Origin of the sequence: Streptomyces sp. LX-29 (genome assembly GCF_029541745.1) — a bacterium.
GTDB lineage: Bacteria > Actinomycetota > Actinomycetes > Streptomycetales > Streptomycetaceae > Streptomyces.
The window spans coordinates 7767981-7781212 of record NZ_CP089746.1; the positions used below are offsets into that span (position 1 = coordinate 7767981).

Annotated in this window: 8 protein-coding genes; 4 read left to right on the top strand and 4 right to left on the bottom strand. The window is 73.3% G+C overall.

What is annotated here, in order from left to right:
* Positions 1-101: 101 nt before the first annotated feature.
* The 4 genes from LRS74_RS32065 to pabB form a co-directional block, all read right to left on the bottom strand.
* Positions 102-1976 (bottom strand): glycoside hydrolase family 15 protein, encoded by a 1875-nt coding sequence (locus LRS74_RS32065; protein ID WP_277744296.1) that lies wholly within the window; start codon positions 1974-1976, stop codon positions 102-104.
* A gap of 219 nt (positions 1977-2195) precedes the next feature.
* On the bottom strand, positions 2196-2861 hold the full coding sequence (locus tag LRS74_RS32070; protein WP_277744297.1) for a class I SAM-dependent methyltransferase: 666 nt from the start codon (positions 2859-2861) through the stop codon (positions 2196-2198).
* 323 nt (positions 2862-3184) lie between these two features.
* On the bottom strand, positions 3185-4387 hold the full coding sequence (locus tag LRS74_RS32075; protein WP_277745030.1) for a 4-hydroxybenzoate 3-monooxygenase: 1203 nt from the start codon (positions 4385-4387) through the stop codon (positions 3185-3187).
* Positions 4388-4425: 38 nt separating this feature from the next.
* Complete coding sequence (pabB, locus tag LRS74_RS32080) at positions 4426-6591, bottom strand: aminodeoxychorismate synthase component I (protein WP_277745031.1); 2166 nt, start codon at positions 6589-6591, stop codon at positions 4426-4428.
* Between the two features lie 209 nt (positions 6592-6800).
* Here pabB and LRS74_RS32085 point away from each other — a divergent pair, with 209 nt between their 5' ends.
* The 4 genes from LRS74_RS32085 (at position 6801) to LRS74_RS32100 (ending at position 13168) form a co-directional block, all read left to right on the top strand.
* Positions 6801-7880, top strand: coding sequence for an LLM class flavin-dependent oxidoreductase (locus LRS74_RS32085; protein WP_277744298.1), 1080 nt, complete (start codon positions 6801-6803; stop codon positions 7878-7880).
* Positions 7881-7895: 15 nt separating this feature from the next.
* Positions 7896-8858, top strand: a complete 963-nt coding sequence (locus tag LRS74_RS32090) for a methyltransferase domain-containing protein (protein ID WP_277744299.1) — start codon at positions 7896-7898, stop codon at positions 8856-8858.
* Positions 8855-10294 carry an MFS transporter gene (locus LRS74_RS32095; protein ID WP_277744300.1) on the top strand — a complete coding sequence of 480 codons (1440 nt, stop codon included), beginning with the start codon at positions 8855-8857 and terminating at the stop codon, positions 10292-10294. Before LRS74_RS32090 ends, LRS74_RS32095 begins: the two co-directional genes overlap by 4 nt.
* A gap of 63 nt (positions 10295-10357) precedes the next feature.
* On the top strand, positions 10358-13168 hold the full coding sequence (locus tag LRS74_RS32100) for an AAA family ATPase (protein WP_277744301.1): 2811 nt from the start codon (positions 10358-10360) through the stop codon (positions 13166-13168).
* The last annotated feature ends 64 nt before the right edge of the window (positions 13169-13232 follow it).

The window sequence follows — 13232 nt, forward strand, 5'->3', positions numbered from 1 at the left end:
GCGGCGCCGCACCCCGTTCCTCCGACGGAGCGACATGCCTCAGGCCAACGGCGTAACCGGGGCCGGGGATCGGCCCCGGCGGTGGGAGTCGGGGCGACGTCTCAGCGGGTGCCGACCTCCGGAGGCGTGCGCTGCCGCTCCACCCGGGTCAGCGCGGCATCCAGGGTGAGGGCGGTGTCGATGAGGCCGAGATGGGTGAACGCCTGGGGAAAGTTGCCGAGTTGCTCACCGGTGATGGCGACCTCCTCCGAGTACATCCCCAGGTGGTTGGCGTAGGTCAGCATCTTCTCGAAGACCAGGCGCGCCAGCTCCAGCCGTCCCGCCCGCGCCAGCGCGTCGACATAGGCGAAGGTGCACAGCGAGAAGGTGCCCTCCGCGCCGCGCAGCCCGTCGGGGGAGGCCGAGGGGTTGTAGCGGTAGACGAGGCTGTCGGAGACCAGTTCCTCCGCCATCCCGTCCAGCGTGGAGAGCCACATGGGGTCGCGCGGGGCGATGAAGCCGACCGTGGACATCCGCAGCAGCGCCGAGTCGAGCACCTCGCTTCCGTAGTGCTGCACGAACGCCCGCCGGTCGGTGTTCCAGCCGCGCTCCATGATCTGCTCGTAGACCCGGTCGCGCTCGGCGGTCCAGCGGTGCAGGGCGGAGGGGCGGCCGCGCAGGGCGGACAGCCGCACCGCCCGGTCGAAGGCGACCCAGGACATCAGCCGGCCGTAGGTGAAGTCCTGGCGCCCGCCCCGGGTCTCCCAGATGCCCTCGTCCGGCTGGTCCCAGTGCTCGGCCAGCCAGTCGACGATGGTGCGGAGCGAGATCCAGCCCTCGTGACCGAGTTGGAGGCCCTGCCCGTCGGCGAAGTAGATGCTGTCCAGCGCCTCGCCGTAGATGTCGAGTTGGAGCTGGTCGGCGGCTCCGTTGCCGATGCGCACGGGGCGTGAGCCGCGGTAGCCCTCCCAGTGCTCCAGCACCTCCTCGGTGAGGTCGGAGGAGCCGTCGACCCGGTACATGATGCTCAGCGGCCCGCTGCCGTCGCCGGCCTGCTCCCGGACCCGGTCTCGCAGCCACGTGATGAACGCCTCGGCCTCCTCGGTGAAGCCGAGGCCCAGCAGCGCGTAGACGGAGAAGGAGGCGTCGCGGATCCAGGTGTAGCGGTAGTCCCAGTTGCGCTCGCCGCCGAGCTGCTCGGGCAGTCCGGCCGTCGGCGCGGCCACCAGCGCGCCGCTGGGCGCGTAGGTCATCAGCTTCAGGGTGATGGCCGAGCGCTCCACCGCCTCCCGCCACCGGCCCAGGTAGCTCGAGCGGTGCAGCCAGGTGCGCCAGTAGTCGACGGTGTCGTCGAACAGCTGCTGGAACTCGGCCGCCCGGATCTCGCGGGGCGGGCCGTCGGCCGCGGACTCCAGCACCAGCCCGCGCTGCTGCCCTGCCTCCAGGGGCAGTCGGACGTGGAGGTCCGCGCCGTAGGGGCCCTCGGTCGTGGTCAGCCGAGCCCGGCGGGTGTCGTCGGGCTCGCGCACGGTGTGCAGGGTCAGCCGCATCCCGTCGGCGGAGAACAGCGCGCCCTCCTCGGTGACGTGGGTGGTGTGCGGGGCGCGGCCGTAGTCGAAGCGCGGCGCGACGTCCACGGTGAACTCCATCCGGCCGCGGACGCAGCGCAGCATGCGGACGATGCGGTGGTTGTCGGTGGCCCGCGCTCCGGCCACCGGCATGAAGTCCACCACCTCACCCGCGCCCTCCTCGCTGGTGAAGCGGGTGATCAGGACGGCGGTGTTGGGGTGGTAGAGCTGTTTGACGGAGTCCGCCCCCCGCGTGGGCGCCACCCGGAGATGGCCGCCGCGCTCGCGGTCGAGCACCGCCCCGAAGACACTCGGCGAGTCGAAACGGGGGCAGCAGAACCAGTCGACGGTTCCGTCGATGGAGACCAGCGCCGCGGTCTGGAGGTCCCCGATCAGCCCGTGGTCGGCGATCAGCGGATAGTCCTTCATGGTGGCATGGTCGCCGGGCGGCACCGCCGGCCGCCTCACCTGTCGCGGGTGAGACGAATCTTTCGCTGCCGCGGACGAATCGCCGTACCACCTTGCGATCTTGGTTCAGGCGCGAAATCGGCCTTTGAAACCCAGGATGTCGTGTGTGCCGTCCGCGCAGGGGCGGACGGCACACACGCGCGCGCTCGCGGCTACTCGACCGCGGCTACTCGACCGCGGTCACTCGACCGTGGCCTCGAAGAGGGCCGTGCAGCCGTGGACGGTCAGCTTGTACTCCGAGAAGCGCTTGCCGAGCTCGCGATCCAGGTCCGCCAGGCTGTCCTCGGTGTTGTTGAACCCCTTCACGGCGTTGAGCCGGTTCAGGGCGAGCCGGGCGCGACGGGTCACGGGCACCCCCCGCGAGAGCACCGTGGAGCCGAACAGCGTGCCCCCGGGGCGCACGCAGGCCGCGGCGTTGTCGAAGGCGACACCCTTGTAGCCGAAGTCGCCCGGCACACAGTGCAGCATGAGATTGAGCGCCGCCGAGTCGTGCGACTGCTGCGGCAGCGGGAACGGCTCCAGGACGTTGCCGCGGCAGGTGGCCACGTCATGGCGGCCCAGCCGACGGGAGACGTACTCCAGGCAGTGCGGGTTCATGTCGAACAGGGTGATGCGCTGCCCGACGGGCAGCGGGGTGTGGTGCAGCAGATAGCCGGAACCCACGCCGATGTCCAGGTGCTCGGTGGAGACGTTGCGCCGGTACAGCCTCAACAGCTCCCGCCTGGGCACCTTCCAGAAAACGGGACAGGTCAGCCCGTAAACCATGGCGTCGTAAAAGCGGAGGGATATCGGCGTGTAACTCGCCTGCCCCGCTTCGACATCGGCGGACGTGGGGGTGACGGCCATAGGGAGAGAGTCCTCACTCATGGAGACTGTGGAAGGCGTGACACGGATCCGAGCGGCGCGCCGCATTGCCGGGAAAAGCGTAGCCATGCGTTTCCCAGAAGCGCTGTAGCGCGAGTCGACCGTGGAAAGCTCCACGCCACCTCCGCGGGGAGTCGGTAGCGCCCGCCGTGGCGCTCCGGTCGCCCGCAGTGATCCAATGCGCCCGGTCCGGGACCTTTCCCGGCACGGACAGGAACTCACGTACGAATGGCGGCCGGAGCAATTCCTGGCCGAAATCCACGAGGAGGTCTTGCCGTCCTGGCCTTCCGGCGGCTAAGGGAGCGTCAGCGGCTCCCGTCGCCCGCCGCCGTCCGGACGAACTCGCGACTCACCCCCGCGTAGTGCTCGGCGAAGCTGATCGCGGACGCCTCGGAGTCCACCAGCTGGCGCAGCCGGGCCAGGCGGAGCCTGCTCTCGAAGGCGCCGTCGCCCGGGTAGCGGTGCAGCAACCAGGTCATCCACGCGGAGAACTCCTGCGCCTGCCACACCCCTCGCAGACTGGTGCGGGAGTAGTCGTCGAGCGACTCGCGGTTGCCGGTCGCGTACCAGGACGCGAGCGCCTCGGCGAGGATCCGGGCGTCCGCCACGGCCAGGTTCAGCCCCTTGGCGGCGGTCGGCGGGACGATGTGCGCCGCGTCCCCGGCCAGGAACAGCCGCCCGTACTGCATCGGCTCGGCGACGAAGCCCCGCATGGCGGTGATGGACCGCTCCAGCACCGGGCCCTCGTTCAGCTTCCCCTGCCCCTGGCACAGCCGGTCGTTCAGTTCGGCCCATACCCGGTCGTCCGGCCACGCCTCCAGCCGCTCGTCCGGATCGACCTGGAGGTACAGCCGGCTGATCTGGGACGAGCGCATGCTGTGCAGCGCGAAGCCGTGGTCGTGGATGCCGTAGATGAGCTCCTCGCCGGCCGGCGGGGCGGCGGCCAGGATGCCCAGCCAGGCGAAGGGGTACGTCTTCTCGAAGACCGAGAGCTCGGACCGCGGCACGGACCGCCGGGTCACCCCGTGGAACCCGTCGCAGCCGGCGACGAAGTCCGCCTGGATGGTCGTCGGCACCCCGTCCAGCGTGCAGCTCACGGTGGGCGCGTCGCCCGTCAGCCCGTCGAGGACGATGTCGTCGACACCGAAGTGCAGCGGCGCTTCCGCCTCCAGCCGGGCCCGGATCAGATCCTTGACCACCTCCTGCTGGCCGTAGACGCACACCGAACGGCCGCACAGCTCCGCCGTGGAGATCCGATGCCGCTCGCCGCCGAAACGCAGCTCGAAGCCCTCGTGGACCTGGCCCTCCCGGTCCAGCCGGGCGCCGACGCCGGTGGCGCGCAACAGGTCCGCGGTGGACTGCTCCAGCAGGCCCGCCCGGACCCTGCGCTCCACGTACTTCCGGTCCCGCAGCTCCAGCACGATCGAGTCGACGCCCTCCAGCCGCAACAGGTGCGCCAGCACCAGCCCGGCCGGACCGGCGCCGACGATCACCACTCGGGTGCGCAGTAAGCGCATCTCTGTCTCTCCTCGTCTCGGACCGACGCTCAGTGCGCCGGGGCGGCCGACTGCCGTTCGGGGAAGGCGGTGTCCAGGAGCCGCAGCAGCGGGGCGGCCTTCACCGCGGTCTCCTCGAACTCCGCGTCCGGGTCGGACAGCGCCACGATCGCCCCGCCGACGCCGTAGCCCACCCGGTCCGGTGTGGCCACCACCGTACGGATGACCATGCTGAGGTCCGCGGCCCCCGACAACGAGAAGTATCCGAGCGCGCCCGAGTACACCCCGCGCGGGCCCGCCTCCAACTCGTCGATCAAGTGCATCGTACGTATTTTCGGCGCTCCGGTCATCGATCCGCCGGGGAAGGCCGCGCGCACGCAGGCCACCGCCGAGCTGTCCGGCCGCAGGGTGGCCCGTACGGTGCTGACCAGTTGATGCACCGTCGCATAGCTCTCGACCTCGAACAGCCGCGGGACGTGGACGGAGCCGACCTCGGCGCAGCGCCCCAGGTCGTTGCGGACCAGGTCCACGATCATCAGGTTCTCCGCGCGGTCCTTCTCGTTGCCGAGCAGGTCGGCGCGGAGCAGGGCGTCCTCGTAGGGGCTCGCGCCCCGCGGCCGGGTGCCCTTGATCGGCTTGGACTCGGCCTCGCCGGCGGCGGACACCCGCAGGAAGCGCTCCGGGGAGGTGGACAGCACCGAGAGGCCGTCCAGACGCAGCAGCGCGGCGAAGGGGGCGGGGCTGACCCGACGCAGATACCGATAGCCCAGCCAGGGGTCCAGCCGACCGGGCGCGGTGACCATGTTGGTCAGGCACACCTCGTAGGTCTCGCCCTGACCGATCGCCTCCTGGCAGGCGGCGATCAGCTCGAGGTAGCGCGCGCGGTCGTGGCGCAGCCGCAGCTCGCCGACGGTCGCCGGGTCCGTGTGCACGGCGGTCGAGGCCGCGGGCTGCGCCGGCTCCGCCGCCGGTGCGGTGGGTCGGTCGGCCAACCGGGCCAGCTCCGCGCGGGTCTCCGCCAGCCAGTCGCGGGCCGGCGCCGCCCGGCCGTGCTCGGCGAGGGCGAGCAGATAGGTGGTGGAGGTGAGGTGGTCGAAGACGACCGCGCGATCCGCGAAGATCATGGCGGCGTCGGGCTCCGTGGACCGGTGCGCCCGCTCGCCACCGCACTCCGCCTTCAACTCGTAGCCGAGGTAGCCGACCCAGCCCAGCGCGAAGTCGAACGGCAGGTCGGGCACGCGGACATGACGCGCCGCCAGATCGGCGTCCAGCCACTCCAGGAACGGGCCGTGCACCACCTCGGTGCCGGCGGCCGACTCCACGGTCACCGTCTGCTCCCAGACGTCGGCGGTGGCCACCCTGGCCAGCGGGCCCCCGGCGTCTCCCATGAGGGAGAACCGGCCCGACTCGCCGTCGGGCCGGCTGCTGTCCAACCAGAAGGCGTGCCGGGAGCCGCTGAAGAGGCGCTCGAAGACCGCCTCGTCGGCCACCCGGGTCGCCATCCGCTCCACCAGCACCCGGAACCGGCGCGCGCCCGCGGCGGCGGGCCGCCGATGCCCTTCGGCGGCCGCCGGCACCGGCTTCCGCGCATGGGGCGCGCCCCTTCGCGCGGCCGGGTCGGCCTCGCCGTTCCGCCGCCACCACGCGCGGGTCAGCTCCCGGAAGTTGCGGATCAGCTGGTGGCCGTGGGCCGTTCCGATGGACTCCGGGTGGAACTGGACGCCCCACAGCGGCTTGTCCCGGTGGGCGACGCCCATCAACACGCCGTCCGGGGTCCAGGCCGCCGCGGTCAGCTCCGCCGGCAGCCCGTCCACCGCCAACGAGTGGTAGCGCACGGCCTCGAAGGGCGAGGGCAGACCGGCGAAGAGACCGCTGCCGTCGTGCACCACCGGAGACACCCGCCCGTGCCGCACCTCCGGCGCCCGGTCCACCGTGCCGCCGAAGACATGGCACAGCCCCTGATGGCCCAGGCACACGCCGAGCAGGGGAAGGGCGGATGCGGAGATGACGGCCTGACAGATGCCGAAGTCGGCGGCGCGCTCGGGGCGTCCGGGACCCGGCGATATCACCACGTTGTCGAAGCCGCGCAGCGCGGCGGCCGACGGCAGCGGATCGTCGTGACGGATGACGACGGGCTCTTCCTCATTCACCTCGGCGAGGTAATGGAAAAGGTTGTAGGTGAACGAGTCGTAATTATCGATCAGCAACGTCCGCATCATTCCCCCGTGTTATGCATCCTCCCGCGAGTCGGTCAATTCCCGCGAGTGAATGTTCAACAGGATCTCCACGCCGGCGATCTCGTGTCAAGTCCCAGTTTTCGTCCACAGTACGGACATGATCTCGCTGAGCGGCACATTCCCGGCCCCAACTCCTTTACGGTGCAGTGCCAACCGTCCGCGCGCCACGGGGTGAGGTCACGAAGACGATGCAGATTGGAATCAACTTCTTTCCCGATGTCGACCCTCGACAGAAGTCCGCTGAGCGGTACTTCGCCGAGTGCCTGGACCTGGTGGAGCTCGCCGACCGGCTGGACTACCACCACATCCGGATCGTCGAGCACTACTTCCACCCCTACGGCGGCTACTCGCCCAACCCGCTGCTGTTCCTGTCCGCGGCGGCCGCCCGCAGCCGCCGGTTGCGACTCATCACCGGTGCGGTGCTGCCCGCCTTCAACCACCCGCTCAAGCTCGCCGGCGAGATCGGCATGCTCGACGGCATCTCCGGCGGCCGGCTGGAGGTCGGCTTCGCCCGGGCCTTCCTGCCCCACGAGTTCCAGCGCTTCGGCGTGGACATGGACACCAGTCGGGCCCGCTTCGACGAGGGCATCGAGACGGTACGGCGGCTGCTGGCCGAGGAACACGTCGCCCATCAGGGCCGCTTCCACTCCTTCCCGGCCACCACCTCGCTGCCCCGCCCCACCCAGCGCCCGCACCCGCCGCTGTGGGTCGCCGCGCTCTCCAACGAACAGAGCTTCCGCCGCGCCGGCGAGCTCGGCTGCGGAATCATGGCCAACCCGCTGGCCGCCGAGACCATGCGGCACAACCTGGGCGTCTACCGCGAGGCATGGCGCGCGGCCGGACACCCCGGCCGGGGACGGGTGATGCTCGCCTTCCACATGCACTGCGCACCCGACGCCGAACTGGCCAGGTCCCGGGCCGAAGAGCCCATCAACTCCTATCTGCGCAGCCTCGTCTCCGCCGCCGCGGACTGGACCGACGGCGCCGCCAGCGCCGACTACCCCGGCTACCGGGAGATGATCGCCAAACTGGCGGCGGACGACTTCCACAGCGTGCTCGCGCGGAACGCCGCCCTCGTCGGCACACCGGACGACATCGTCGACCAACTGCGCCGGTTCCACGAGGAGTGCGGCGGCTTCGACGTCGCCAGCCTCCAGGTCAACTTCTCTACGCTGGACCCCACACTGGCCCGCGCCTCCGTCGAGCTGTTCGGCGAGCAGGTCCTGCCCCGGCTCCGGGCGGGGGCCGCGCCAGTCGACGCCCACTGACCAGGAGAGCCAGCGATGACCCAGGAACCGCCCCAGCACGCCCCGGCAGCCCCCGACTCCCCGGGGACGACGGCCCCCTCGGACCCGGGCACCCCCAGGACCGCACACCGGCGGACGAGCCCCCGGCCGCCGGCCACCCCCGACTCCGCGCCCGACTCCGCGCCCGACTCCGCCCCCGACTCCGTGCCCGCCGGGCGCCCGCGGGTCGGCACGGGCGCACAGCCTCTCGCCCACCCCGACCCCGGTCACCACCCGGAGCCCCCGGCCTCCCAGGACACCGACTACCGCCGCTCCCTGCTCCGCAGCCGGGAGAGCCGCACCCGCGCCGACCGGCCCGGGCGGTTCCGGCTCGCCGGCCGCGACTGGACCCTGCTCGACGACGTCTTCGCACCCGTCTACTCCCCGTCCACCGAGGTCTTCCTGGAACTGCTCGACTTCCCGCCCGGCGGGTCGGTGCTGGAGATCGGCTGCGGCACCGGAGTCATCGCCGTCAGCGCCGCCCTCGCCGGCTGCACCCGGGTGGTCGCCACCGACATCAACCCACACGCCGTGCGGAACGCCGAGCTGAACGCCGCCCGGCACGGCGTCGCCGAACGAGTCCGCTGCCATACCGGCGACCTGTTCGCCCCGCTCGCCCCGGAGGACCGCTTCGACCTGGTCTTCTGGCACTCCAACTTCGTGCTCGCGCCGGACGGGCTGGAGCGGCTGGACGCCCACGACCTGGCGTACGTGGACCCCGGATACCGGGCCCACCGCGACTACCTGAGCCAGGCGCCGCACCGGCTCCGCCCGGGCGGCACCGCGCTGCTCGGCTTCAGCAGCCGCGGCGACGCGGCCCGGCTGCACGACCTCGCCACCGCCGTCGGGGTCACCGTGGAGCAGATCGCCCACCGCGCGGTCCCCGAGCGCGGCACCACGGTGGACTACCGACTGCTGCGGATCGACCCGGCCCCGCCGGGCCCCGCGCCCGCCCCATGACGACGCGCCCCACCCCGCCCGCCAGGCTCGCCCTGGCCGTGCTGCTGCTCGGCGAGTTCCTGGCCATCTTCGACATCTCCGTGGTCAACGTGGTGCTGCCGGTGGTCCAGGACGACCTGCGGGCCGGGGACGCCCAGGCGTACCTCGTGGTGGCCTGCTACGGCATGGCCTACGCGAGCCTGCTGGTGATGGGCGGCCGGCTGGGCGACCGGCTCGGCTTCCGGGCCGTCTTCCTCGGCGGCGTCGCCGTGTTCGGACTGGCCTCGCTGGCCTGTGGCCTCGCCCCGACCGCCGCCGCGCTGATCGTCGCCCGCGCCGCCCAGGGCGTCGGGGCCGCACTGCTCTTCCCCCAGGTGCTGGCCGGCATCCACCAGGTCGTGCCCGCCGCCCGCAGGGGAGCCGCGGTCGGCGCCTTCGGCGCGGTGCTGGGCCTGGGCTCCACCCTCGGCCAACTCGGCGGCGGAGTGCTCACCGAACTGGAGCTCGTCTCCGACGGCTGGCGCTCCGCCTTCCTCGTCAACGTGCCGCTGTGCCTGGCCATCTGGCTGGCCGGGCGCCGGGTGCTGCCCACCGGACACACCACCGCGCGCCGCCTCGACCTGCCCGGCGCGCTGCTGCTGGCGGCGGCCGTCGCCGCGCTGGTGCTGCCCTGGTCGCTGCCGGACCGGCCGCGCGGGCCGCTCTGGACCGCGCTGCTGGTGCTCACCCCGCTGGCGCCCACGGCCGCCCTCGTACGGTGGGAGCGCCGGCTGACCCGCGGCGGCGGGACCCCGCTGCTCCACCCCGGACTGCTGCGGCAGCGCGGATTCGTCGCCGGACTCGCGCTCTGCCTGGTCTTCTTCGCCACCCAGGTCCCCTTCTACGTCCTGCTGTCGCAGACCGCGCAGCGCGGCGCCGGCCTCGACCCCCTGGGCTCCGCGGGGCTGTACGCCGGGCTCGGCCTGGCGTTCCTGGCGGCGTCCGTGCTGGCGGGGCGGGCGGACCCGAGGCACACGGCGCTGCTCACCGCCGGCGGACCGCTGCTGATGGCCGTCGGCTACCTGGGCCTGCGATCCGTGCCCGCGCACGCCCTCCACCCCGGATCGCTGTCGGTGACCGCGCTGCTGGTGGTCAACGGTGCCGGAGCGGGGCTGGTCGCCCCGACGGTGATCCGGTTCGTCCTCGCCGGCGTCGACACCTCGCTGACCGGCGTCGCCTCCGGACTGCTGGCGACCGCCCAGCAACTCGCCAACTCCGTCGGCGTGGTGGTGGCCGGCGCGGTCTTCCGCGGCGCCGGACACCACGGGCAGGTGCTCGCCGGCTTCCGGGCCGCGCTGCTCTACTTCACCGCGCTCGCCGCGGCCGCCATCGCCCTCTCCCGCGCCGTCGCCCGCGGCCACGGACCACCCGCGAAGGAGGCTCCGCCACCTCGCGAGGTGCGGTCCGCCGATGCTTGAGCGAGCGCCCGCATACTGCGCCCGGAAGCTTCCTCACACGGAGGAACGGAGTCCGGGAGGGCCATGCTCATCGACCGGAGCGCTCACATCGGACTGGCGGAGGCGGCGCTGTACGAGTGTGCGTCGGGCCGGTTCCGGCTGATCGTCGCCGAGGGCGGGCCGGGCTGCGGCAAGACCGCGTTCCTACGGGAGTTCCTCAGCGTCGCGGAGCGGGCCGGAGCCCTGGTGGTCGAGGCCCCCGGCCTCCCCGGCGGCCGGGACACCCCACTCGGCCTGCTACGGCGGCTGGTCGGGGACCCACGGCTGCCGGCCTCGGCCCGCGAGCGGCTCCAGGCGACCGTGGCGACCGTGGAGCACCAGACCCCGGCCGAACCCGAGGCCGCCGAACGGCTGCGCGTGGAGCTGTGCGCGGCCGCCGTACCCGCACCGCTGGTGATCGCCGTCGACGACCTGCACCACGCGGACCAGGCGTCGCTGCGCCGGCTGCTGCACGTCGCCCGGCACGCGCCCGACGCCAGGATCCTGCTCATCGCCACCGAACACCCCCACGGACAGAGCGGCGACCCGCTGCTCGGCACCGAACTGCTGCGCCACCCCGGCTTCCGACGGATCACCGTGGACCGGCTCGACGGCGACGGCGTCGCCGAGCTGCTCGCCGCGCACCGCGGGCGACCGGCCGACGAACGGCTCGTGGCCGAGTGCTACGCGATCACCGGCGGCAATCCGCTGCTGCTGCGGGCGCTGTTGGAGGACCTCGACGCCCAGCGGGAGCCCGCCGGCGGCCGGCTGCCACGGCCCCCCGCCGGAGGACGGTTCCACCAGGCCGCAGTGGCCTGCCTGGAACACATAGGCACCCCCACCCGGGACGTCGCCGGCGCGCTGGCCGTCCTCGGCCGCCACGCCACCCCGGCGCTGCTGGGCCGGCTGCTCCGCCCGGTCGACCCGGTCCGCGTCGACCGGGCCCTCCACCTCCTGGAGCTCACCGGGCTGACCGCCGGCCACCGCTGGCGGCACCCGACCATCGGGGCGGCGGCCCTCGAACACCTCGGCGAGGCCGACCGGCGCAGCCTGCACGAGCGCGGCGCGCTGCTGCTGCACGGCGAGGGCGCCCCGGCCGTCCAGATCGCCGAACACCTGCTCGCGGCCCGGCCGGCGGCGCCCGCCTGGTCGGTCGCCGTGCTGCGCGACGCCGCCACCCAGGCCCAGGTCGACGACGACGCCAAAGCCGCGATCGGCTATCTCACCCTCGCCCACCGCGCCTGCACGGAGCCCGGCCAGCGCTCGGCGATCCGCATCGCCCTCGCCGCCGCCACCTGGCGCGTCAACCCCTCCGCCGCCGAGCACCATCTCGCCGAGCCGCTCGCGGAACTCCAGGCCGGCCGGCTGGCCGACGCCGACGCGGCCCTGCTGGTGCGGCTGCTGATCGGCTGCGGACGACTGGACGAGGCCGCCCAGGCGCGGACCCGGCTCCAGCGGCCGCCGGACCGGCCCGCGGCGGCGAGCCACGACGGCCCGGCGACCACCACCGCCTGGCCCTCCGTGGTCCACCCCGGCCCCTGGCCCTGCGGTCACGAGGAGACCCGCCCCGGTCCCCACCCCGCGTCCGAGCCCGCCGCGCCCGGCGACCCCTGGTACGAGCCCCCCGGCCCCGGCACCGCCGCCGCCGTGTGGGGCATCCCCGGCCCCGGCACCAGCGAGGCCGCCGCCGCGGAGGCCGAACGGCGGTTGCGCTCCTGCCCGCTGATGGACGGCACGCTCGTGGTGGTGGCCAACGCCGTACGGACCCTGCTGCGGGCCGGCCGCACCGCGGCCGCGGAGGAGTGGTGCCATCGGCTGCTGAAGGAGGCGATCGCCCGCCGTTCCCCCGGCTGGCAGGCGGAGTTCCTCGCCATCCGGGCCGAGATCGCGCTACGCAGGGGCGCCCTGGCCGACGCCGAGGAGTACGCCCGGCGGGCGCTCGGCTGTCTTCCCGGACGCGGCGGCAGCGTCCTCATCGGCAGCCCGCTCGCCTGCCAGGTCCGCGCCTACACCCTCATGGGGCGGTACGAGGACGCCACCCGCGTGCTGTACCACCCGGTGCCCGGGGCCCTCTTCCAGAGCGTGCACGCACTGGCCTACCTGCGCGCCCGCGGCCACTACCACCTGGCGACCGGCCACTGCCAGGCCGCGCTCCGCGACTTCCTGAGCGCCGGCCGCCTGGCGCAGCGCTGGGGCCTCGACCACCCCGCCCTGCTGCCCTGGCGCACCGACTCCGCGGAGGGCTTCCTCCGGCTCGGCGAACGGGCCAGGGCGGCGACGATGATCACGGAACAGCTCTCCCACGGCCGGCTGTGGAACGACCCGCACGCCCGCGGCGTCTCGCTGCGGCTCCGGGCCAGGATCGCCGGGCCCGCCGAGCGCCCCCATCTGCTCACCAAGGCGGTCGAGGCCCTCCAGCACTGCGGCGACCGGCTCGAACTCGCCCGCGCGCTGGCCGATCTGGGCGCCGCGTACCAGAGCACCGGCGAGGTCATCCGGGCCAACAAGCTGCGCCGCCGGGCCTGGCGGATGGCCGAGGAGTGCGGCGCCCAGGCGCTCTGCGACAGCATCCTGCCCCCGCAGGCGATGCGCGGAGCCGAGCGGATGGACCTGCCCGGCCGCGACCAGGGCGCCGGACTCAGCGAATCGGAGATGCGCGTGGCGATCCTCGCCGCCAACGGCAACTCCAACCGCGAGATAGCCCTGAAGCTCTGCGTCACCATGAGCACCGTCGAACAGCACCTGACACGCGTCTACCGCAAGCTGAACATCAGCCGCCGCCAGCAGCTGCCGAAGAGCCTGATCGGGCCGGTGGGCGGCCAGCAGGCGCAGCGGAGAGAGCTGTCCGCGTTCTGAAGCGCTCCACCGGGGGCCGGTCCTCCTCGGCCCTCGTCGGCCGAGGAGGACCGGCCCACCCGAG

Bases quoted from the DNA above. Each gene is read 5' to 3' on its own strand.
- LRS74_RS32095 (WP_277744300.1), top strand. From the start codon at position 8,855: ATGACGACGCGCCCCACCCCGCCCGCCAGGCTCGCCCTGGCCGTGCTG.
- pabB (WP_277745031.1), bottom strand. From the start codon at position 6,591: ATGCGGACGTTGCTGATCGATAATTACGACTCGTTCACCTACAACCTT.
- LRS74_RS32070 (WP_277744297.1), bottom strand. From the start codon at position 2,861: ATGGCCGTCACCCCCACGTCCGCCGATGTCGAAGCGGGGCAGGCGAGT.
- LRS74_RS32090 (WP_277744299.1), top strand. From the start codon at position 7,896: ATGACCCAGGAACCGCCCCAGCACGCCCCGGCAGCCCCCGACTCCCCG.
- LRS74_RS32100 (WP_277744301.1), top strand. From the start codon at position 10,358: ATGCTCATCGACCGGAGCGCTCACATCGGACTGGCGGAGGCGGCGCTG.
- LRS74_RS32085 (WP_277744298.1), top strand. From the start codon at position 6,801: ATGCAGATTGGAATCAACTTCTTTCCCGATGTCGACCCTCGACAGAAG.
- LRS74_RS32065 (WP_277744296.1), bottom strand. From the start codon at position 1,976: ATGAAGGACTATCCGCTGATCGCCGACCACGGGCTGATCGGGGACCTC.